This is a genomic window from Mesorhizobium sp. M0491, assembly GCF_040321265.1.
Lineage (GTDB): Bacteria > Pseudomonadota > Alphaproteobacteria > Rhizobiales > Rhizobiaceae > Mesorhizobium.
Genome location: NZ_JAMYRE010000019.1, coordinates 96,843 through 117,077, shown reverse-complemented (window position 1 = coordinate 117,077; position 20,235 = coordinate 96,843). Strand labels below are relative to the sequence as shown.

22 protein-coding genes and 1 pseudogene are annotated in these 20,235 nt (G+C 62.8%); 7 read left to right on the top strand and 16 right to left on the bottom strand.

Going from position 1 to position 20,235, the window contains the following annotated elements; translation table 11 throughout:
- Positions 1 to 32 precede the first annotated feature (32 nt).
- The 4 genes from NKI69_RS23795 to denD all read left to right on the top strand — a co-directional run bounded on the left by NKI69_RS23795 (position 33) and on the right by denD (position 3,009).
- Positions 33 to 719, top strand: a complete 687-nt coding sequence (locus tag NKI69_RS23795; RefSeq protein WP_023810043.1) for a GNAT family N-acetyltransferase — start codon at positions 33 to 35, stop codon at positions 717 to 719.
- A 10-nt stretch (positions 720 to 729) separates the two neighbouring features.
- On the top strand, positions 730 to 1,713 hold the full coding sequence (locus NKI69_RS23790; RefSeq protein ID WP_352677081.1) for a cation diffusion facilitator family transporter: 984 nt from the start codon (positions 730 to 732) through the stop codon (positions 1,711 to 1,713).
- Positions 1,714 to 1,802: 89 nt separating this feature from the next.
- Entirely contained in the window at positions 1,803 to 2,015 is a 213-nt protein-coding gene (locus NKI69_RS23785; RefSeq protein ID WP_023810042.1) for a hypothetical protein, read from the top strand.
- A 16-nt stretch (positions 2,016 to 2,031) separates the two neighbouring features.
- Positions 2,032 to 3,009: a D-erythronate dehydrogenase gene (gene denD / locus NKI69_RS23780; RefSeq protein WP_023810041.1), complete on the top strand. Its 978-nt coding sequence runs from the start codon at positions 2,032 to 2,034 to the stop codon at positions 3,007 to 3,009.
- 25 nt (positions 3,010 to 3,034) lie between these two features.
- Here denD and NKI69_RS23775 read toward each other — a convergent pair whose 3' ends face one another.
- The 4 genes from NKI69_RS23775 to NKI69_RS23760 all read right to left on the bottom strand — a co-directional run bounded on the left by NKI69_RS23775 (position 3,035) and on the right by NKI69_RS23760 (position 7,059).
- Complete coding sequence (locus NKI69_RS23775; protein ID WP_352722615.1) at positions 3,035 to 4,213, bottom strand: nickel/cobalt transporter; 1,179 nt, start codon at positions 4,211 to 4,213, stop codon at positions 3,035 to 3,037.
- Positions 4,210 to 4,878 carry a DUF1007 family protein gene (locus NKI69_RS23770; RefSeq protein WP_352722614.1) on the bottom strand — a complete coding sequence of 223 codons (669 nt, stop codon included), beginning with the start codon at positions 4,876 to 4,878 and terminating at the stop codon, positions 4,210 to 4,212. Before NKI69_RS23770 ends, NKI69_RS23775 begins: the two co-directional genes overlap by 4 nt.
- A gap of 82 nt (positions 4,879 to 4,960) precedes the next feature.
- Entirely contained in the window at positions 4,961 to 5,860 is a 900-nt protein-coding gene (locus tag NKI69_RS23765; protein ID WP_023810038.1) for a LysR family transcriptional regulator, read from the bottom strand.
- A gap of 2 nt (positions 5,861 to 5,862) precedes the next feature.
- A complete protein-coding gene (locus tag NKI69_RS23760) occupies positions 5,863 to 7,059 on the bottom strand; it encodes an amidase (protein ID WP_352722613.1) in 1,197 nt (398 codons plus the stop codon).
- Between the two features lie 540 nt (positions 7,060 to 7,599).
- On the opposite strand from NKI69_RS23760, the gene odc2 reads away from it, so the two are divergent.
- Together odc2 and NKI69_RS23750 are read left to right on the top strand one after the other, a co-directional pair.
- Positions 7,600 to 8,733 (top strand): ornithine/lysine decarboxylase, encoded by a 1,134-nt coding sequence (gene odc2, locus NKI69_RS23755; protein ID WP_023810036.1) that lies wholly within the window; start codon positions 7,600 to 7,602, stop codon positions 8,731 to 8,733.
- A gap of 171 nt (positions 8,734 to 8,904) precedes the next feature.
- Positions 8,905 to 9,495, top strand: a complete 591-nt coding sequence (locus NKI69_RS23750; RefSeq protein WP_352441937.1) for a GNAT family N-acetyltransferase — start codon at positions 8,905 to 8,907, stop codon at positions 9,493 to 9,495.
- Between the two features lie 98 nt (positions 9,496 to 9,593).
- Here the strand turns inward: NKI69_RS23750 and NKI69_RS23745 are convergent, their stop codons facing one another.
- From NKI69_RS23745 to NKI69_RS23690, 12 genes are all read right to left on the bottom strand, one after another.
- Entirely contained in the window at positions 9,594 to 9,878 is a 285-nt protein-coding gene (locus NKI69_RS23745; RefSeq protein WP_013529756.1) for an SCP2 sterol-binding domain-containing protein, read from the bottom strand.
- A 197-nt stretch (positions 9,879 to 10,075) separates the two neighbouring features.
- Entirely contained in the window at positions 10,076 to 10,591 is a 516-nt protein-coding gene (locus NKI69_RS23740) for a hypothetical protein (RefSeq protein ID WP_023810033.1), read from the bottom strand.
- Positions 10,592 to 10,688: 97 nt separating this feature from the next.
- The gene (locus NKI69_RS23735; protein WP_023810032.1) at positions 10,689 to 11,114 is read right to left on the bottom strand and encodes a hypothetical protein; all 426 of its coding nucleotides are present in this window, start codon (positions 11,112 to 11,114) and stop codon (positions 10,689 to 10,691) included.
- A 13-nt stretch (positions 11,115 to 11,127) separates the two neighbouring features.
- Complete coding sequence (locus NKI69_RS23730) at positions 11,128 to 11,739, bottom strand: rod-binding protein (protein ID WP_352722612.1); 612 nt, start codon at positions 11,737 to 11,739, stop codon at positions 11,128 to 11,130.
- A gap of 129 nt (positions 11,740 to 11,868) precedes the next feature.
- A complete protein-coding gene (locus tag NKI69_RS23725) occupies positions 11,869 to 12,762 on the bottom strand; it encodes a carbohydrate ABC transporter permease (RefSeq protein WP_023810030.1) in 894 nt (297 codons plus the stop codon).
- Between the two features lies 1 nt (position 12,763).
- Positions 12,764 to 13,615 (bottom strand): carbohydrate ABC transporter permease, encoded by an 852-nt coding sequence (locus tag NKI69_RS23720; protein ID WP_372337954.1) that lies wholly within the window; start codon positions 13,613 to 13,615, stop codon positions 12,764 to 12,766.
- A 193-nt stretch (positions 13,616 to 13,808) separates the two neighbouring features.
- The gene (locus NKI69_RS23715) at positions 13,809 to 15,134 is read right to left on the bottom strand and encodes an ABC transporter substrate-binding protein (protein WP_352677083.1); all 1,326 of its coding nucleotides are present in this window, start codon (positions 15,132 to 15,134) and stop codon (positions 13,809 to 13,811) included.
- Positions 15,135 to 15,171: 37 nt separating this feature from the next.
- The gene (locus NKI69_RS23710; protein WP_352722611.1) at positions 15,172 to 16,257 is read right to left on the bottom strand and encodes an ABC transporter ATP-binding protein; all 1,086 of its coding nucleotides are present in this window, start codon (positions 16,255 to 16,257) and stop codon (positions 15,172 to 15,174) included.
- A 179-nt stretch (positions 16,258 to 16,436) separates the two neighbouring features.
- The gene (locus NKI69_RS23705; protein ID WP_352722610.1) at positions 16,437 to 16,820 is read right to left on the bottom strand and encodes a hypothetical protein; all 384 of its coding nucleotides are present in this window, start codon (positions 16,818 to 16,820) and stop codon (positions 16,437 to 16,439) included.
- Between the two features lie 2 nt (positions 16,821 to 16,822).
- Positions 16,823 to 17,575: a flagellar biosynthetic protein FliR gene (gene fliR / locus NKI69_RS23700; RefSeq protein WP_127290444.1), complete on the bottom strand. Its 753-nt coding sequence runs from the start codon at positions 17,573 to 17,575 to the stop codon at positions 16,823 to 16,825.
- Entirely contained in the window at positions 17,572 to 19,659 is a 2,088-nt protein-coding gene (gene flhA, locus NKI69_RS23695; RefSeq protein ID WP_127326668.1) for a flagellar biosynthesis protein FlhA, read from the bottom strand. Before flhA ends, fliR begins: the two co-directional genes overlap by 4 nt.
- Before the next feature lie 98 nt (positions 19,660 to 19,757).
- Positions 19,758 to 19,913, bottom strand: a complete 156-nt coding sequence (locus NKI69_RS23690; protein WP_352610383.1) for a hypothetical protein — start codon at positions 19,911 to 19,913, stop codon at positions 19,758 to 19,760.
- On the opposite strand from NKI69_RS23690, the pseudogene NKI69_RS23685 reads away from it, so the two are divergent.
- A pseudogene (locus NKI69_RS23685) lies at positions 19,849 to 20,105 on the top strand (putative quinol monooxygenase). The gene NKI69_RS23690 and the pseudogene NKI69_RS23685 overlap by 65 nt on opposite strands.
- Positions 20,106 to 20,235 lie beyond the last annotated feature (130 nt).

Below are 20,235 nucleotides of genomic sequence, written 5' to 3'. Positions count from 1 at the left end.
GCTGGCAAAAGTCAAACGGATTGGAGCTTTCGGTGTCGGAAAATCTCAGGGATTGGCAACCGCGCCCGCGGCCTGAACGCAAGACCATCGACGGAAGCACTGTCCGGCTTGAGCCGCTGAGTGCTGCAAAACACGGCGATGGCCTCTATGAAGCATCCTCCGTGTCCGACATCGACGGCCGCTTCGCCTGGCTGCCGGACTTCCCGCCGGAGACCCGCGCCGCCTTCCAGCCATGGCTGGACAAGGTCGAGGCCAGCGAGGATCCGCTGTTCTTCACCGTCATCGACAAAGCCAGCGGCAAGGTCGCCGGACGCCAGACGCTGATGCGCATCGATCCGGCTTACGGCGTCATCGAGATCGGCAACATCTATTGGGGACCGCTCATCTCGCGCAAGCCGGGAGCAACCGAAGCGCAGTTCCTGTTCATGAAATACATCTTCGACGAACTCGGCTACCGCCGCTACGAATGGAAGTGCAACAACCGCAACGAGCCGTCGAAGCGGGCGGCCGAACGGTTCGGCTTCAAGTTCGAAGGCATTTTCCGCCAGCATCTGATCGTCAAGGGTGAAAACCGCGACACCGCGTGGTATTCGATCATCGACAAGGAGTGGCCGGCTCTGCGCAGTGCCTATGAGGCGTGGCTCGATCCGGCCAATTTCGATGGCGACGGCCAGCAGAAGCGACGGCTCGAGGATTGTCGCGCGGAATTCGGCGCTTAGGAGTTCGCCATTGGCACATACAAACGATCACCGCGGGCATGATCACACTGGGCACGATCATGGGCCTGGCCATGTGCATGGCTCGACCGACAAGAAACGCGTTCTGATCGCAGCCTGCCTGACCGGCGGCTTCATGGTCGCCGAAGCGCTTGGCGGCATCCTCACCGGATCGCTGGCGCTGCTGGCCGATGCCGGCCACATGCTCGCCGACTCGATCGCGCTCGGCTTGGCCTGGTATGCTTTCCATCTAGCCGGCCGCCCGGCGACCGTTCGCCTCACCTACGGCTTCGGCCGGGTGAAGACGCTGGTGGCCTATACCAACGGCATCGCCATCTTCGTCATCGCGCTGTGGATCGTCTATGAGGCGTGGGGGCGCCTGCAGGCGCCGGCACCAGTGCTTGGCGGGCCAATGCTGGCGGTGGCGATCCTCGGCCTGCTGGTCAACATCGGCTCGTTCTTCGTGCTGCATGGCGGCGACCGCGAGAGCCTGAACATGCGCGGCGCCATCCTGCATGTGCTTGGCGACCTGCTCGGCTCGGCTGCGGCCATAGCGGCGGCGCTGGTCATCCTGGCGACGGGCTGGACGCCGATCGACCCGATCCTGTCGGTCCTGGTCTCGCTGCTGATCCTGTACACGGCGTGGTCGCTGATGCGAGAAGCCGCTCATGTCCTGCTCGAGGGCGTGCCGCCAAGCCTCGACCGCGATCTGATCGCCAGGGATATCGAGGCGACGATCCAGGGCGTGCGCGAAGTGCACCACATGCATGTCTGGTCGCTCGACGGGACCAGCAACATGGCGACGCTGCATGCCTGTCTCGACGAGGGCGTCGATGCGCATCAGGCGGTGAGTGCCGTCAAGAAGCGGCTTGCCAGCGAGCACGGCATCAGCCATGCCACCGTGGAACCGGAATTCGGCCAGTGCGCCGACGATGGCGACGAGCACGGGCATGGGCACGAGCATGAAGCGGCAGCCTATCACGACCACCATCATTAGGACCGATCGATCGACGTCGATTGGTCCTGCCTCGGGAGTTGCAAAACCTTGAAAACCAGCTTGATGAACACCCGCTGCCCTGGTGCGGCGTGATGGATCGCGACACCAGGAATGCTCTTATCGCCGCAGTGTGGATCATGCTTCTGTTCGGTATCGGCGCCTACTATCTGCCGACCGTGATGCTGGCACTCGGCAGCCTTTCGACCGTGCTGGCCGGCGCCTTCGGCGTCGTCTTCGTGCTGGCGTTCTTCTCGGTGTTCTGGCTGCGGGCCCGCAACCAGCGCAAAAACCAGGGTAAATAGGCAAGGGATTTTCGATATGCGCATTCTGATCACTGGCGCCGCGGGTATGGTCGGCCGCAAGCTCATCGCCCGGCTGGCCAAGGACGGCACGCTGCGCGGCGGCAAGATCACCGCGCTCGATTTACACGATATCGTGCCGCCGCAGGCACCGAGCCTGGATGGCGTCAGCGTCACGCTGCACACCGGCGATCTCGCCGAAGCGGGTGCCGCTGAGCGCCTGGTCGCATCGCGTCCCGATGTCGTCTTTCATCTCGCGGGCATCGTATCGGGCGAGGCGGAAGCCAATTTCGATCTCGGCTACCGCGTCAATCTCGATGGCACGCGGGCCCTGTTCGATGCCATCCGGCTGGCGGGCTTTGCGCCGCGCGTCGTCTTCACCTCGTCGATCGCGGTGTTCGGCGCGCCGTTCCCGGATGTCATTCCCGATGACTTCCATCCGACGCCGCTGACCTCCTACGGCACCCAGAAGCAGATGAGCGAAGCGCTGCTGGCCGACTATTCCAGGCGCGGTTTCTTCGACGGCATCGGCATCAGGCTGCCGACGATCTGCGTGCGGCCGGGCAAGCCGAACAAGGCGGCGTCCGGCTTCTTCTCCGGCATCATCCGCGAGCCGTTGAGCGGCCAGGAGGCGATCCTGCCGGTGCCGCGCTCGGTCGTGCACACGCATGCCAGCCCGCGCTCGGCGGTCAACTTCCTGATCCATGCGGCAGGGATCGACAGCAGCGCCGTCGGGCCACGCCGCAACCTGACGATGCCTGGCGTCGCCGTCACCGTCGGCGAACAGATCGAGGCGCTGGAACGCATCGCCGGGCCGAAGGCGGTAAGCCTGATCCGCGAGGAGCCGGATGACACGATCTGGGCGATCGTCAAGGGCTGGCCAACACGGTTCGAGGCGCGGCGGTCAAGGGAACTGGGCTTCAGCGCCGAGAACAGTTTTGACGAAATCATCCGCGCGCATATCGAGGACGAACTCGGCGGCAAGATCGCGGGTTAAACCCCGAGCCTCGCGGCGCCGGGCATCATCCGCCGCTCGCCAAGCTCGCCGACAGCAACAACAATCCGAACAGGAACACGAAGGCTGCGCCGCCGATCTCGACGATCGAGTGGATGCGGTTGCCCATGCGGCCGTCGCCGGCGAAATACACCGCCCAGTTCTTGGCGGTCACCGCCAGTGTCGCCAGTGCCGATACGGTGATCGCCGTTCCCAGCGACATCGCCAGCACCGACAGCAGGCCGCCGAGCCAGAGCCCGTTGAGCAGGGCGAAGCTGAGCACGATCAGCGCGCCGGAGCAGGGGCGGATGCCGACCGCCGCCACCGCCGTCCACGCCGTGCGCCAGTCGAAGCGATCGCCCGACAGCAGCGCCGGATCGGGTGCGTGCGAATGGCCGCAGGTGTCGCAGACTTCGCCCGCCGCGTGATCGTGGTGTTCATGATCGTGTTCGGCATGATCGTGATGATCGTGCGAAGGGCCGTGCACATGGTCATGCGCGTGTAGCGCGTGCGCATGAGCATGCGCCGAATGGCTGTGAGCTGCATGGGAGTGACCGGCATGCGAATGACCCCCATGAGAATGACCGGCGTGAGAATGGCCGGCGTGAGCCGCCGACAGGCTGTAGGCCGGGCCTCTTCCGAACAGACGGAGGATGGAAGGGCCGAGCTTGCGCCACAGCAGCCAGGCGCCGAACAGGGTGACGAAGACAAAGCTCATGATCTCCATGAACCAGGCTGCGTCCGTCATCGAGACGGAGGTGCCGCGCAGGACGAAATAGGCGACCCCCATCACCGCGACCGCGGTCAGGCCCTGCAGCAGCGCCGAGACGAAGGACAAGAGGATGCCGCGCCGCAACGCCACCTCATTGGCCACCATGTAGGACGAGATCACCGCCTTGCCGTGGCCGGGGCCGGCCGCATGGAAAATACCGTAGGCGAAGGACAGGCCGATGAGTATCCAAATCTTGCTGCCGTCCTGGCGCATCGCCTTCATCGCCGTTGCCAGCGCACGATAGAATTCCTGCTGCCTGAGATTGATCCACATCAGGATGTGGGCAAATGGGCCGGTGGTGGGCGCCATGCCGTCATTGACGCCGATGCCGAGCGAACTCTGGGCATGAGCGGCGTCGGCGAAATGCATCATGGCGACAGTGAGGGCCAACAGGCCGAATGCCAAACGCAGGGACGGTTTCGTCACCGGCTTCATCCTTCTGGCTGACAGGTCAGTTCGAGCTTGGTGGCGAAGATCTTGCTCATATCGGTGCCGGTCGGGTCATTGAAAAAGGCATCGGTGAGGGTCTTCTGGTTTTCCTTGATGGCCTCGTCCGGGTCCGGACGGACCACCTTGCTGGTGCAGTTCGAAGGCAGGCCTTCAACCGTGATGTTGGAGTCCTCGGTGAAGTCGATCGCCGTGTAGAATGTCGGATCGTAGACGCCGATATCGATTTTGCCGTTGAGCTTGATCGGCACCTTAGGTTCGGACTCGAACAGAATGATCAGCTGATCGTTGTCGAAATTGGCCATCAGATGCGGCGGCGGCGTCATCGCCACGTCCTTGCCGTCGACGGTGACGAGCTGGAAGTAATTGAACTCGGCCAGCGAGGCATGAACGGTGTCGGCGACTTCCTTCAGCTCCTTGTCGTCGAGCTTCAGGTCGGAGTTCTTGTCGAACTCCATCATCACGGTCGAGGAAAACAGATCGTCGAAGCGCCAGAGATGACGCAGAGCCTTCACGCTTTGGTGATCCGTGGAGAGAATCACGTCGAGGCGGGCCTCGGCGAAGACATGCGGATGCACGTAAGCGGGTCCAGTGGCGGCAAAAGTAGCCGCCAAGGCCGAAGCCAGCATGATTGCGTGCCGTTTCAGATTCATTCTCGGTCCATAGGCCTCGGAAGAGTTGCCGAGAGTTACCAGAAAGGGGGCGAAATTGGGACCACGAGACTATTGACGCCGGTCAGCCAGCCTCGCGCGTCCTGAACCACTGCACCAAAAAGTCGACGAAGACGCGGACTTTCGCCGGCAGATAGCGACGGTGCGGGTAGACGGCGAAGATGCCGCCGCCCGACAGGATACGGTCATCCATCACCGCCACCAGCCGGCCGCTCGCGAGGTCGGGCGCGGCGATGAAATCCGGCAGGACGGTAAATCCGAGACCCGCCACGGCCGCGGCTCTCGCCGTCATCGGGCTGTTGACCTCGACCGGACCGGACACCGAAACGCTCACCGGATCGCCATTGTCGCCCTTGAACGGCCAGTTGTTCAGTCCGCGGCCATTGGTGTCGACGATGCAAGGCATGCGGCTGAGATCCTGCGGCCTTGTCGGCATGCCATGCTTGGCGATCAGTTCGGGGGAGGCGCAGAGCTTTATCGAAAACGGCGCCAGCCGCCTGGCGATCAGCGACGAGTTCTCCAGCCGCGAGATGCGCACCGCAAGATCGAAGCCCTCCTCGACCAGATCGACGAAGCGGTCGTCGAGCTGGATGTCGAGGACGATGTCGGGATGCTGCTTGGCGAAGTCGATCAGGGACTGGCCGATCGGCGCATCGGCGAAGGTGCGCGGCGCCGACAGCTTGATCCGGCCGCGCACGTCACCGGAGGATTCACGCACCGCGTCGGCCAGGCTGTCGACCTCGCGCACGATCTCCGAGGCGCGCCGGTAATAGGTGTGGCCGGCCTCTGTCATCGAGAACTGGCGCGTGGTGCGGTTGAGCAGCAAAGCGCCGAGTTCGTCCTCCAACTCGCGCACATATTTCGACAGCAAGGCCTTGGAACGGCCGATCTTGCGCGCCGCCGCCGAAAAGCCCTCGGCCTCGACCACGTCGATGAAGGCACGCATGCGCGTCAGTGTGTCCATGGTCAGGCCTTTCGTGCCGCGTCGAGAAGTTTCCGGCCGAGCCGTATCAGGGCAATGTCGCTGCCGGAAGGGCCAAGCAGCGACAGGCCGAACGGAGCGCCGGCGACCGCGCCGACCGGCAGTGTGATCTGTGGAAAACCGGACAGGCCGGCCAGGCACAGAAGTTGGAGCGCCCGTTCGCGATAGGCCTGGAACTGCTCCGGCGTGCTGTCCACGTAAGGTGCCGGACCAGGCACCGTCGGCAGGACAAGGAAGCCGTTCTTGCCGAGCAGGGCGCTCAGTTCGCCGCAAAAGGTCAGACGTCGCACCTTCTCGGCCTGGGCTGTCTTGTCGTCGACGGCGCGGCCAAAGCCGAAACGCTCCTCGACGCCGGGGCCAAGGCCGCGCTCGCCGCTGGTGATCCATTCGCCATGCACCGCCCAGGCCTCCCTGGCCTGCAGCCGGCGAAAGCACCAGTAGAGTTCATCGGGAGATGAGGAGAAGCGCACTCCCGGCGTCATCGGCGCGCCGAAGACCTTGCCCGCCAGCCCCTTCATTTCACCATATTCGGCAAGCGCCGGGCGGGCGACCAATCCATCCAGCCAATCCAGTGCCAGCGGCCGGTCCAACACATGCTGGTGCGGATCGCGGCCGAGCAGCAGCTTGCCGACGGTTTCGTAGGTCTCGATGTCGTCGGCGAACCAGCCGAACGTGTCGAGGCTCGGCGCCAGCTTCATCGTGCCGTCGAGCGGAATGCGGCCATGCGTGGTGCGCAGCCCGATCAGTCCGCAAAAGCTCGCCGGGGCGCGGATCGAGCCGCCGGTGTCGGAGCCGGTGGCGATATCGGCCAGCCTGCCCGCCACCGCCGCCGCCGATCCCGATGAGGAGCCGCCTGTGACGCGGTCGGGTGCCGCCGGGTTCACCGGAAACGAGAAATGCGCATTCTGGCCGAACAGCGCGAAGGCAAGCTCGTCGGTCTGCGTCTTGCCAACGAAGCGTGCGCCGGCATCGAGGATCATCTGCACGGCGGGTGCGGTGCGCGAGGCTGCGGAGCTTTCGGCGAATTTTTGCAAATTGCCGCAACCGGTGCGGTAGCCGGCGACGTCGTAGATGTCCTTGACGGCCAGCCGCAGGCCGGCCAGCGGGCCGAGTTCGGCATGTGCCACTGGCATCTGGCGAAGATCGAGAAAGGCGTTGAGAGGGCCGTGCGTGCCTGTCATCGTTCGATATCCGGATACGGTTGCCGCAACATTGTTCGACGCCAGAAATTTTACAACCTGCGATACGATTTTTATTGATTGTGAAAGTCTTCGCCCTTATATCGCGCTTGCCCAAAGTCGCACGTGCCTGTGGGTGTCCGCCGATCCTCGAATGGTGAGGGAAATCGGTAAGGTAACTGGAGCCAACCCCTCCAGTCGGTCTAGCGGCCAACCGCCAGCCCGAGGACACCTTGAAGCAACGACGGTGCGGGCCTTTCTGGTGTTCTGCCGGTTGTCCAAAAACCGGGGTTACTGAAGAGGCACACCTTCATTGCCGGCAGTGCGGACGGGTCTCCCATCCAAGCCAAGGCAGACAAAGCGAACCGAGGCCGGGCAAGGCCAAGGTTCACCGCCGCGAGACGGCGCTTCATGGTTCCGGGGTCTCCACCGGCTGGTTCCATGAATTTCCGTCCCGCCTTTGTCCACCGCGAGTTCGCGAGGCCGACAGCCCGCGTCCCGCAGCCTTATTGCGCGCCGAAAGGCGCTGATGGAGAGACCCCGATGGCCACCCAGCGCATTCTTGACTTTCTCGCCACCCGACGTCCGACCGGCCCCTGCCTCGTCGTCGACCTCGATGTCGTGCGCGACAATTTCCGTGCCTTCGAGAAGGCGCTGCCTGATTCCAAGATCTACTATGCGGTGAAAGCAAACCCGGCGCCGGAAATCCTGCGCCTGCTTGCTGCGATGGGCTCGTCCTTCGACACCGCTTCCGTTGCCGAAGTCGAGATGGCGATGGACGCGGGTGCGCCGGCGGACCGCATCTCCTTCGGCAACACCATCAAGAAGGAGCGTGACATCGCACGCGCCTACCAGCTCGGCATCCGCCTGTTCGCGGTCGACTGCGTCGAAGAGGTCGAGAAGATCGCCCGCGTCGCTCCAGGCGCGCGCGTGTTCTGCCGCGTGCTGACCGATGGCGAGGGCGCCGAGTGGCCGCTGTCGCGCAAGTTCGGCTGCGTGCCGGCGATGGCCGTCGACGTGCTGCGCCATGCCAAGGGGCTCGGCCTCGACGCCTATGGCGTGTCGTTCCATGTCGGCTCGCAGCAGACCGACCTGACCGCCTGGGACCGTGCGCTGGCCGACGCCAAGGTGGTGTTCGCGACGCTCGCCGAAGAAGGCATCGTCTTGAAGATGGTCAATATGGGCGGTGGTTTCCCGACGCGCTATCTGCGTGACGTGCCGGCCGCCCAGGCCTATGGCCAGGCGATCTTCTCGGCGCTGCGCAAGCATTTCGGCAATGCGCTTCCCGAGACCATCATCGAGCCGGGCCGTGGCATGGTCGGCAATGCCGGCGTCATCAAGTCGGAAGTCGTGCTGATCTCGAAGAAAGCGGCCAACGACAATGTGCGCTGGGTGTTCCTCGACATCGGCAAGTTCGGCGGCCTGGCCGAGACGATGGACGAGGCGATCCGCTACCCGATCGTCACCGCGCATGACGGCACGGAGACAGCACCTTGCGTGCTCGCCGGCCCGACCTGCGATTCGGCCGACGTGATGTACGAGAAGACGCCCTATCCGCTGCCTTTGTCGCTGACGATCGGCGACGAGGTGCTGATCGAAGGCACCGGCGCCTACACGACCACCTACTCGGCGGTCGCCTTCAACGGCTTCGAGCCTCTCCGATCCTACGTGATCTGACGGCGCTTCCTCAGCGCATTTTCGGACGGCGAACCGGACACAACTTCGCCTGAAAATGCGCTGAGAGAGCCGATCAGATCACCCCAGGTGGGCGCCTGTCGTCCACCCGGGCTCGCCTGTGGAACAGATCTCCGCTCGCCAGGGATTGCGGAAATGGAAATGTCATTTGAAATGGAAATGCCAGTTGAAATTGGGGGCCACGCACCGGCCTTTGGGATGGTCGCCGAAACCGCCGCCGATGTCGCGGCGCGCGAGGCGTTGCTCGATCGGGCCATGGGGCCGAAGCGCAGGAAAAAGTCGTCGGAGAAGTTGCGGCGTGGCCGGCGGCCCTCGGAAGGGCTGGCCTTCGTCGCCCGCGATGCTTCGGGCGGCGTGGCCGGCACCGTGCGGCTGTGGGATGTCAGGCTGGGCGAGGGCGGTGCGGCCGCGCTGCTGCTTGGCCCGCTTGCCGTCGACCCGTCGCTCAAGAATGCCGGCATCGGCTCGGCGCTGATGCGCCATGCCATCGCCGAAGCGGCGCGTCTCGGCCATGCCGCTATCCTTTTGGTCGGCGATGCGCCCTATTACGCGCGCTTCGGCTTCTCGGCCGAGAAGACCGGTTCACTTGCCATGCCAGGACCCTATGAGCGGCACCGCCTGCTGGCGCTGGAACTGGTGGAAGGCGCGCTTGACGGCGTGCACGGCACGCTGAAGGCGGCCGGTCGCAAGCTGAAGGCGGCCGGCCGCAAGCTGAAGGCGCAGGAATTGATATCGGCGGCCTGAGACACGAAGCCGCCAGCATTTCATGCAAAAACGCCGCCCGAAAAAGGCGGCGTTTTTTCGCAATTGGTGGGTGCCGCCGCCTGGGCGGCTGGATGCCTTCAGCCGATCAGCTGGCTGAGCGCCATGGCGACGGTCATGTCGCCTTCGACCTTTATCTTGCCGGTCATGAACGCCATTGTCGGGTTCAGGTCGCCAGCGATCAGCGAATCCAGATCGTCGAGCGAGAGCTTGATGGTGCAGTCGGTGGGTGCATCGGTGTTCGAGACAGTCGCGCCGTCGATGACGATGACGCCGTCGCTGCCGGTGTCGAATTTCACGGAACGATCGAACCCGCTGCTGGCCACCCGCGACTTGATCTTCTCGGCAATCTCCTGAACGCTCACGCTGTTCTCCTTGTCTGGTTGCATCTGTCTCGCAACGGCGCTTCGATCCAGCCGAAGCCCATGCCGCGGTTTCGCGATCACGGTCGCTGCCGCATATAGCTTTGGGTTGACGTTTACGTCAACGCGGATTCGGGTGGCTGGTTCCTGCCCTTGCGGCAGGCGAGGCTCGATGTGACCGGGCCTGTGAGCAGGGCAACTCAGTGTTCCTTGAACGCCTTGGTCATTTCGGTCGCCGTTTCGCTTTTCTTGCGGCGCAGCCAGTTGTCGCGGATTTCGTCCTTCGACAGGAAATTGACCTGGTCAATCAGAACTTCATGCACCAAAGGCGCGCCGACACGCGCGTTGACGGTATCGCGGATTGCGGCGCGGAAGGCATCGAGATCGATGGTCGCCTTGTTGGTGAAGTCGATCTGCGGATTGGAATAGAGGTAGGAATAGACCTGGTCGGTGATCAGCGCTTCGGCCGGAATGGACAGCTTCTTTATCTGCTCGGGTTCGACGGTGTAGACGAGCTTGGTCAGGAAATAGCCGCCGATCTCAGAATCGCGGATCAGCGGCACCGAAATGATGTCGGTCTTGACGTAGTCGAGACCGCCCAGCATCGGCTTCGGCGTTTCGCCGACACCGCGCTCGCCGGCCGCCTGAAACGAATAGAACACGGCGCCGAGGGTTGCGGCGCAAATCCAGACGGCGATGGCGATGACCTTGATCATCTACTCTTGTCAGTCCCTTGATCCGTCCCTTGCGAAGGCGACGCGGCACTGCGCCGTTGCTTCGGCAGGATCTCCGAAGTGTCGCTCGTGTTCGGCATCATGCCTTCATCCAGCCGAACTCGCCGGCGGAGTAGGTGCCGTCGGTCTCGGCGCGCTGGATGGCGTGCCGCAGCAGGCTGGCGACTTCGTTGACCGCGCTGAGATGCGCGAGGATCGCCGCTTCGTTCTTCGCCAGCTTCTGGCGCAGCCGGGTCAGGCCCTCGCGGTGCTGTTCGAGGAATTCGGCTTCGCTGCCGCCCTTCATGGCGCGGGTCAACTCGTAGAGGTAGCGGCTCTTGCGGGCGTTCGACGCCTTGAGATCATAGTTGGTCGCGTTGCGGATACCGGCGGTCTCTTCCTCGACCACTTCCTCGATGCGACCGATGATGGCGGCGAGGTTGCCGGGCCGCGCGAACGGGATCGGCGCTTCCGACGCCGTCGTGCGTACTGGCAGGTTGGGGGTGGATTCCGAAAAGTCGGCCATGGCGTTTCCCAGTTTAGATCTTGATGTTTGTTTTTATGATCGTCTCGTCACCGGTCATCGACCCCGCAGCCTTGCGCTGTAATTGGTGGACCAGCGAGGTCGACAGGCTGTTTTGCTGGTCGATCTCGGTCTTTTCCAACCCGCCCGAAACCGGACCGACCGGAACCACGCGCTTGCCTTCGAGATAGTGGTCGGCAAGCATCGACTTGGCGATGCCGATGCCACCGCGTTCGGCCATCACGTCCGCGACCCGCTCGGCAAGCTGCGATTTCCACATGTCGCCGGCCAGGCCCTTGCCGTAGACGCCCTCGGTATCCTTTGGCAGCATGTTCTGGATGAAGGTCTGCAGCACCATCGCCTCGAACTTCTTGAATTTGTTGGCCGGGTCGGTTGCAGCGGCGGCCTTGTCGGCGGTGGCGCGCGACAGGATCGAGCCGGCATCGACCGAAGCGGCGGTGTCGAGTGAAAACGTGCCCGCAGCGCCGCCGGCCCGCTTTGCCAGCGCGGCGCGGGCGGTCTCGATATCCGCCGGGTCGACGGCTCGGGCCACATCCATAACGATGTCGCTGGGTGGAGAAATCGCCAAGAAAGTCCGCCTTTTACCGGTTTTCCTTAGCCAGACCATGCCTCAACAAGCTTGTGGCAGGCTTGCGGGAAGGAGAGGGAGCGGAAGTGCGGGGATCGGATCGAAGCTGCCGGCTTCGCGCCATGCGTTGTCGGGCAGTTTTTTCCATCGTCGATTTCCGCCTCAGCTTCACTCCTTGACCGCGCCCGTCATCGAGGAGACGTAGTGCTCGACAAAGAATGAATAGAGCACCACCACCGGCAGGGAGCCGATCAGCGCGCCTGCCATCAGGGCTCCCCATTCATAGACGTCCGAACGTACGAGCTCGGTAAGCACGCCGACCGGCACGGTCTTGTTTTCGGACGACTGGATAAAAGTCAAAGCGTAGATGAATTCGTTCCATGACAGGGTGAAAGCGAAGATGCCGGCGGAAATCAGGCCAGGCACCGACAGCGGCAGAACTATCTTGGTCAGGATTTGCCAGCGGCTGGCGCCGTCGATCAGCGCGCATTCTTCCAGTTCGAAAGGGATCGAGCGGAAGTAGCCCATCAAGAGCCACGTGCAGAATGGAATGAGGAACGTCGGATAGGTGAGGATCAGCGCGAACGGCGTATCGTAAAGGCCGAGGTTGAAAACCATTACCGACAGGGGAATGAACAGAATCGAGGGCGGCACGAGATAGGCCAGGAAGATCGCCAAGCCGACCTGCCGCGCCCCGGAAAACCTCAAGCGTTCGATCGCATAGGCAGCGAAAACCGCCGCCAGCAGCGACAGGAAAGTTGCGGCGGTCGAGATGATGATCGTGTTGAGAAGCCAGCCCGGATAGGATGTGTCGAAGAGCAGATACCGAATATGCTCGAGTGTCGGATGGACGACCCAGAACGGATTGAAATTGGCATAATCCGTCATCTCGAGATTGGGTTTCACCGCCGTGATCGTCATCCAGTAGAACGGGAACAGCAGCACGATGACGAAGATCAGGAGCGGCAGATAAACGGTCACCACGCGCCGGGGCAGGCTCTGGAGATAGCCCATGCCGCCTTCATCCGTGTTCGGACGATTGTTCGTTTCGATCGCGGCCATGTCAGTCTCCACCGCCCTGCTGCCATTTACGACGTTGCAAGCCGAAATAGCTGAAAAGGATCGCCGCTAGCAGGAATGGGATCATCGCCACCGCGATCGCGGCTCCCTCGCCAAGCTGGCCGCCGGAAATGCCGCGCTGGAACGAGAGCGTTGCCATCAGATGGGTGGCATTCACCGGCCCGCCGCGAGTCAGCACATAGATCAGCTGGAAATCGGTGAAGGTGAACAGGACCGAAAAGGTCATGGTGATGGCGATGATCGGCGTCAGCAGCGGCAGCGTCACATAGCGGAACAACTGCCAACGGCTGGCGCCGTCGAGCGTCGCGGCCTCGTAAAGCGATTGGGGAATCGTCTGCAGGCCGGCCAGCAGCGTGATGGCCACGAAAGGAATGCCGCGCCAGACATTGGCAGCGATCACCGAGGCGCGTGCGTTCTCCGGATCGCCAAGGAAATTGATGCGGTGATCGATCAGTCCCATTTCCATGAGCGCCCACGACAGGATGGAGAACTGCGAATCGTAGATCCACCAGAAGGCGATGGCCGAGAGCACCGTCGGCACCACCCACGGCAGCAGGACAATCGCACGGAAGAACGATTTGAAGGGAAGGTTCTGGTTGAGGAGGAGCGCTAGCCAGAGGCCGAGCGCGAATTTGAGGATCGAAGCGCTGATCGTATAGAGCAAGGTGTTGAAGACGGAGAGCCAGAAGACGGCGTCGCTCCACAGATATTCATAGTTTTCGATGCCGATGAAGATGCCGGGGCGGCCGATGCGGGCATCGGTGAAGCCGAGCCAGACGCCAAGCCCCAGCGGATAGGTCAGGAAGACAAGCAGCAGTGCAGCCGCCGGAAGCATGAAGCCGAAGCCAAGTGCGTTCCGACTTTCGCTCCAGCGCGACAGAATCCGTGAGAAGATCGAAGATCGCGGCTGGATAGCAGCTGACGGCACGGCCATGGGTTGGCTCCTGCTGAGGTCTCATTGATAGGCCGGATCGGCCGCGACGCAATCCGAAGCCAGCCGGGCAGCCGCGCTGCCCGGCTGAGCAGGCTCAAACGCGATAATAGCGATTTGCCCGCTTCTCGGCCTCTTCCATTGCCTCTTGCGGCGTCGCCTGGCCGGTCACCGCTTTGGCGAACATGTCGACCAGCACGTAGTCGGCCATGGTTGCCGCCGAGGCATAGCCGAGCGGCCCGGCATAGCCGTTAGGCCGCAGAGTAGCCGAAGCCTTGGCGTAAGCGGCGTTGTTGGGATCGGCGGTCCATACGGGGTTGTTGTCGAATGCCTTCAGTGTCTGGCAGCAATATCCGGCCGAGGAGGTGATCCAGTCCTTCATTTGCGGTTCCTCGAACATGAACTGCAAATACGCCTTAGCCGCGTTGGGGTAGGGCGTGTAATTGAAGATGACAGCCGTGGTCACCTGGAACAATTCGACGGATTTGCCGACAGGACCGATGGGCAGGTTGGTCGTGCGTATGTCCTTGGCGATTTCAGCCAGCTTTGGATCTTTGTCCTTGTTGATCTTGGCCGTGTTGTAGGCGGAAATTCCATTGGCGATCACCCCCAGTTCGCCGGCCAGGAAGGCGCGGTTGTTGTTGACGTCGAGCCAGCTTTCGGTGCCTGGAATGAAGGTCTTGTAGAGCTCCTGCGCGTATTCGATCGCCTTGAGGGTCTCGGGGCTGTTGATCGTTACCTTGCCACTCTCGTCGACCATCTGGCCGCCATGGCTCCACAGCAGCCAATGAGCATAGTTGTTGCCGTCGCCGACGCCATGGCCATGCGTGAAGCCGGCCGGATGTCCCTTCGCTTGCAAGGCCTTGCAAAGTTCCAGGAAGCCTTTCGTATCCTTGGGAAACTCCGAAAAGCCGGCCTCTTTCACCCAGCTTTCCCGATAGACGATGGCATTGCCGATCGTGGCCAGGGGCAGGCCGACGAACTTCCCGGCGCGTGTCGCATATTGCTTAGGTCCCTCGTGCCAGCCACCGTATTTCGCGCCTAGATACTCACCCAGTTCGCTCACGTCGTGCAGCTTGTCGGGATATTGGTGCGGGTCATCGAACCAGACGAACATCAGGTCGGGGCCGGACCCGACATTGGCGGCGACCGCCGCCTTGGGACGAATGTCCTCCCAGCTTTCCTTGTCGACGCGAACCTCGACACCGGTCGCTTCGATGAAGCGCTTGGTGTTGGCCAGCCATTGGTCCTCGTCGCCCTGGACGAAAGGCGACCAGCGCAGCAGTCTAAGCTTGGCGCCATCCTCGGGTTTGTATTTCAGTCCGTCCTGGGCAAGGGCCGGAGAGCTGATGAACCGACTTCCCAAGGCACCCGCCGCCGCGCCGGCGGTGGTGCGGATCACGTCGCGTCTGGTGAACTTCATGCTCGTTTCCTCCTGTTTGTTGTCCTTGCCTATGGTCCTACTGATCGGTACGTGTTTGGAATCTCTGTCCGGTTTCTGCGTGAAAGAGATGAATGAGGCTGGGCTCGGCCGTAAGCCGGATGGTTTCGCCCGGCGTGAAGGAATGTCGTTCCCGGAAATTCGCGACGATCTCTTCGCCGCCGGCTGTCCTGCCGATGAGCTGCACTTCGGACCCGGTTGGTTCAACCACCGCGACGGTGACCGGAATGCCCTGCTCGTCGGACAGCCGCAAATGCTCGGGCCTTATTCCCAGCACCACAGGCTCGCCGTTGCGGATGGAAAGTGCCGAGGCCAACGGCACTGAAATCCCCCCGGCGCCGCGGAACGAGGGTGAGCCGTCGGAAGCGATCTCGCCCCTCAGCAAATTCATGGCCGGCGAGCCGATAAAGCTGGCGACAAAAAGATTGTTCGGCCGGTCATAAAGTTCCAGCGGCGGCCCTATCTGCTCGACGATGCCGTCATGCATGACCACGATCTTGTCAGCCATAGTCATGGCTTCGATCTGATCGTGAGTGACGTAGACTGTCGTGGTCTTGAGGCGCTGGTGCAGTTCCTTGATCTCGGCGCGCATCTGCACCCTAAGTTTGGCGTCGAGATTGGACAGCGGTTCGTCGAAGAGAAACACCGCCGGATCACGCACGATCGCGCGGCCCATTGCGACGCGCTGGCGCTGGCCGCCGGAAAGCTGCCGAGGATAGCGCGCCAGCAACGGCACCAGCCCAAGGATTTCGGCTGCGCGGCGCACGCCGGCATCGCTCTCCGGCTTGGAAACTCCTTTGAGCATCAGCGAGAACGCCATGTTCTCGGCGACGGTCATGTGTGGATAGAGCGCATAGTTCTGGAAGACCATGGCGACGTCGCGCTCCTTGGGCGCAACGTTGTTGACGACACGTTCGCCAATCGCGATCTGGCCGCGTGAAATCTTTTCCAGGCCGGCGATCATTCTGAGAAGGGTTGATTTTCCGCAGCCCGACGGTCCGACCAGAGTGACGAACTCGCCGTCCTCGATGTTCACGCTGACCCCGTGCAGGATCTCGACAGCGCCGAATGATTTATAGACTTCGCCAATTGCGACAGACGCCATCGGTCCTCCCAACAATTCCTGCGACGTCGTCGAAGGAACAAACGCTTCCGCCAGCGACAGCCCTGGCTCCTCCCAGGCTCACGCTAGGCCAAACGGTAGCGCTACCAAACCGGGCTGTAAAGCGTTTACGGGAAGGCCGAACCTTGGAGGGTCCGCTTCGCGCCACACAATCCTCCCAGCTACTCCTCGCCCTGCTTCTGCGCGATGATATCGAGCCGCTCGCGGTCGGAGCGTTCGCGTTCGTCGCGGTTGCGTACGTCCTTGTAGGCGCGCTCGACCATGTTGGTGCGGGCGGTCGCCGCGGCGATGAGGTTGGCTTCCTGCCTGGCGCTCGCCAGGTTCGCCTCCTGGCGCACCACCGCCTGGGCAATGCGGCGATGGTAGAGATCGGGAAACAGGGCGGAGAGCGAATCGGCCTGGTCGAAATGGCCGACCAGTTCCTTGGCCTCGGCCTCGGCGGTACTGGCCGCCGCAAGGAAGGTGGCGTGGCGGGTTTCGTGCAGCGCCTTCAGCTGTTCCTGCACCTTGACCAGCTTCTTGAGGCGGTCCTTGCGCGTGCTCATTTCTACCTCGCCAATGTCAGGTCGACGAAGCCGTCGACGAACAGCGACAGCATGGTGCCGACGGCGAAATAGAAGATGATCATGCCGCCGGCGATGATGAAGGGCTGGGAGATGAAATAGATGGGGATCTGCGGGGTCAGCTTGTTGACGAAGCCGATCGTCAGATTGACGAGAATGGCATAGGCGACGAACGGGCTGCCGAGGCGGATGACCAGGAAGAAGGTGTCCGACACCGTGTCGGTGACATCGACAAGGGCTGCCTGCGGGTTGAAGAAGATGTTGACCGGCGCGACCGTGTAGGAGGAAACCAGCGCGCGTATTATTTCGTGGTCGAAATCGAAGACGAACAGCATCAAAAGCGCCGAGAACGAGATGATGGCGGCAAGGGCTGCCTGGGGTTCGGGCTCCTCGATCGCCGGTCCGCCGCTGCCGCCATAGCCCACCAGCATGGCGATGGCCGAGCCCATGAAGCGCAGGGCTTCCATGTAGAGCCTGGTCATGGCGCCGATCAGGCCGCCGACCAGAAGTTCCGAGATGATCATCGGCACCAGGATCTGGGGGCGCGGGTCGACGAAAGGAAAGATCTTGTCCCACAGGAAGGCGAGCAGGCCGCCGGTGGCGGCGACCGCCACGAACAGCCTGACCTGGACCGGGACGCGGGCGCTGGAGAGGCCCGGCATCAGCATGAAACAGGCGCCGATGCGGCAGAAAGCCAGGAATGCCGCGATGACGACGCCTTGCGACAGCACGCTCACGATATGGTTCCGAGCACCTTGATCTCGACGCCCTTGGCGATTTCAACATGGCTGAGCACCGGCAGCGTGGTGAACAGGCGCTCGATGATCATGCGCACATAGGGGCGGGCGTCGGGCGCGGTGACGAGGACGAAACGCTCGCCGGCTTCCAGATATTTCTTGATCGCCTTGGTCGCGTCCTGGCCGAACTCCTCGAGCTGGCGCGGGTCGATGTCGAATTCGCGCACCTCGCCCTTGGCGTCGCGCTTGAGGCTCTGGTGGAAGGCGAGGTCCCAGCGGTTGCCGAGGCGCAGCACCTTCAGCACGCCGCCCTCGGACAGGTCGCCGCAGATCTGCTGGGCCATGCGGATGCGGACATGCTCGACGATCTGCTCGGTGCGGCGCACATGCGGCGCGATCTCGGCGATCGCCTCGATGATCAGGTGCAGATTGCGGATCGAGACGCGTTCGGCCAGCAGCAGCTTCAGCACCGCCTGCAGGCCGGGATAGGAGATGTGCGTGGTGCAGATCTCGTCGGCGAGCTTGCGGTACTCCTGGTCCTGGCGTTCGAGCAGCGCCTTCATGTCCTTGTAGGACAGAAGCTGCGGCAGGTTGTTGCGGATGACCTCGGAGAGATGGGTGAGCAGCACCGACATGTTGTCGGCGAAGGTGTAGTTCTCGCGCTTCAGATCCTCGGCGAAGGCTTCGACCACGGAATAGGCGCGCATGCCGAAGGCCGGCTCGCGGATTTCCTCGCCCGGTATCTCGGGTATGTCGCGGTTGCCGAGCAGCACCATGATCTCGCCGACGCGCATCTGATACTCGGCCACCACGGTGCCGTGCACCTTGATCTGGTAGCTCTTCGGCGGGATGGCGAAATCGTCGGCGACGCGCACCTCCGGCACCACGAAGCCATATTGGGTGGCGAATTTCTTGCGCATCTTGCCCATGCGGAAAACCAGTTCCTGATGCGACGTCAGCAGCCTTGTCGACAGCTGCTTGCCTATCAAAAGCTCGATCTCGGCGGTGGCGAGCGAGGCCTTGACCGAGTTCTTCTCCTCCTCGACCTTAGTCGCCTTTTCCTGGTCCTTGATCGCCTCGGCTTCGGCGACGGCGCGGTTGGCGCGCATCGGGATGACGTAGCCGAGGCCGGCCATGCCGGCGGCCAGCGCAAAGAACGGGAACAGCGGCAGGCCGGGCATCAGGCCGAGCAGCACCAGCAGCGATGCCGCGACATAGAGGGCGCGCGGGTGGGCGCCGAGCTGGCCGAACACCGCCTGGTTGGTCGAGCCGCGCGTGCCGCCCTTGGAGACGAGCAGGCCGGCGGCGAGCGACACGATCAGGGCCGGGATCTGGGTGACGAGGCCGTCGCCGACCGACAGCTTGATGAACACGTCGGCGGCTTCGCCCATGCCCATACCGTGCCTGATGTAGCCGATGGCGATGCCGCCGACGATGTTGATGGCGGTGATGATGAGGCCGGCGATGGCATCGCCGCGCACGAACTTCGAGGCGCCGTCCATCGAGCCGAAGAAAGAAGATTCTTCTTCCAGTTCACGGCGGCGCAGCTGCGCTGTCTTGTCGTCGATCATGCCGGCCGACAGGTCGGCGTCGATCGACATCTGCTTGCCTGGGATGGCGTCGAGGGTGAAGCGGGCGCCGACTTCGGCGATACGGGTGGCGCCCTTGGTGATGACGATGAAGTTCACCACGATCAGGATCATGAAGACGATCAGGCCGATGACGAAGTCGCTGGCCATCACCAGCTTGGAGAAGCCGGCGATGACATAGCCGGCGGCATGCGTGCCCTCATTGCCATGCGACAGGATCATGCGCGTGGTGGCGATGTTGAGCGACAGCCGCAGCATGGTGGCGATGAGCAGCACGGTCGGGAACGACGAGAAATCGAGCGGCCGCTGGATCCACAGCGCCACCATCAGGATCAGCACCGAAAGTGCGATCGAGAAGGCGAGGCCGATGTCGATGAGAAAGGCCGGAATCGGCAGGAACAGCACGGCCAGGATGATGACGATGCCGATGGCGAAGAAGACGTCGCGGCCGTTCTTGGCCACCGCGCCGGGCTGAATGCTTTCGCTGATCGCCATATCGTCCTCAAACCCCATAGACTGCCGAGCGCGCGACAGCCCTGTGAGGGTAGCCCGCCAAGCTTGCGCGAGGGTGGGAGACTGGCTAGTTCGGACGATCATGCGCAGGTCGCCGTGTCGGTCGGCCTTGTAGAGAAGGGAAAACCCGTGCTTCTGATCATCGGCACCATCCGCTTGCCGCCAAACAAATTGGAGGAAGCCAAGCCCGCAATGGAGCGCATGGTTTCCGGCAGCCGCACCGAGTTCGGCTGCATCCAATATTCCTATGCGCAGGATGTTTTCGATGCCGGGCTCATCCGGTCACGGAAGTCTGGAGCGACAGGGCAGCGCTCGACGCGCATTTCGCCTCGCCGCACATTGCGGACTGGCGTGCGAGCTGGCCGGCGCTTGGCATAGGCGAGCGCAACCTCGTGCTCTATGAAGCCGGCGAGCCCATGCCGACCTGAACGGTCCATCGGCCGATCGATATCGCGCCCGCTGTCGCCAATGTGGTGTCTGTCGGCATTGTGGTTGCCATGCCGTGCCGCCGGGCGTATCAGGCTGGCTTTCCACTGCCTTTCGATATCGGCGAGCCGC

Excerpts from the sequence above, each read along its gene's own strand:
- NKI69_RS23730 (WP_352722612.1), bottom strand. The coding sequence starts at position 11,739 with ATGGTCTGGCTAAGGAAAACCGGTAAAAGGCGGACTTTCTTGGCGATT.
- NKI69_RS23770 (WP_352722614.1), bottom strand. The coding sequence starts at position 4,878 with ATGAATCTGAAACGGCACGCAATCATGCTGGCTTCGGCCTTGGCGGCT.
- NKI69_RS23720 (WP_372337954.1), bottom strand. The coding sequence starts at position 13,615 with ATGCTTCCGGCGGCTGCACTGCTGCTTGTCTTCCTGACCTATCCGCTG.
- NKI69_RS23735 (WP_023810032.1), bottom strand. The coding sequence starts at position 11,114 with ATGGCCGACTTTTCGGAATCCACCCCCAACCTGCCAGTACGCACGACG.
- odc2 (WP_023810036.1), top strand. The coding sequence starts at position 7,600 with ATGGCCACCCAGCGCATTCTTGACTTTCTCGCCACCCGACGTCCGACC.
- NKI69_RS23710 (WP_352722611.1), bottom strand. The coding sequence starts at position 16,257 with ATGGCGTCTGTCGCAATTGGCGAAGTCTATAAATCATTCGGCGCTGTC.
- NKI69_RS23725 (WP_023810030.1), bottom strand. The coding sequence starts at position 12,762 with ATGGCCGCGATCGAAACGAACAATCGTCCGAACACGGATGAAGGCGGC.
- NKI69_RS23750 (WP_352441937.1), top strand. The coding sequence starts at position 8,905 with ATGGAAATGCCAGTTGAAATTGGGGGCCACGCACCGGCCTTTGGGATG.
- flhA (WP_127326668.1), bottom strand. The coding sequence starts at position 19,659 with ATGGCGATCAGCGAAAGCATTCAGCCCGGCGCGGTGGCCAAGAACGGC.
- NKI69_RS23715 (WP_352677083.1), bottom strand. The coding sequence starts at position 15,134 with ATGAAGTTCACCAGACGCGACGTGATCCGCACCACCGCCGGCGCGGCG.
- NKI69_RS23740 (WP_023810033.1), bottom strand. The coding sequence starts at position 10,591 with ATGATCAAGGTCATCGCCATCGCCGTCTGGATTTGCGCCGCAACCCTC.
- NKI69_RS23760 (WP_352722613.1), bottom strand. The coding sequence starts at position 7,059 with ATGACAGGCACGCACGGCCCTCTCAACGCCTTTCTCGATCTTCGCCAG.
- NKI69_RS23775 (WP_352722615.1), bottom strand. The coding sequence starts at position 4,213 with ATGAAGCCGGTGACGAAACCGTCCCTGCGTTTGGCATTCGGCCTGTTG.
- denD (WP_023810041.1), top strand. The coding sequence starts at position 2,032 with ATGCGCATTCTGATCACTGGCGCCGCGGGTATGGTCGGCCGCAAGCTC.
- NKI69_RS23690 (WP_352610383.1), bottom strand. The coding sequence starts at position 19,913 with ATGCAGCCGAACTCGGTGCGGCTGCCGGAAACCATGCGCTCCATTGCG.
- NKI69_RS23765 (WP_023810038.1), bottom strand. The coding sequence starts at position 5,860 with ATGGACACACTGACGCGCATGCGTGCCTTCATCGACGTGGTCGAGGCC.
- NKI69_RS23705 (WP_352722610.1), bottom strand. The coding sequence starts at position 16,820 with ATGAGCACGCGCAAGGACCGCCTCAAGAAGCTGGTCAAGGTGCAGGAA.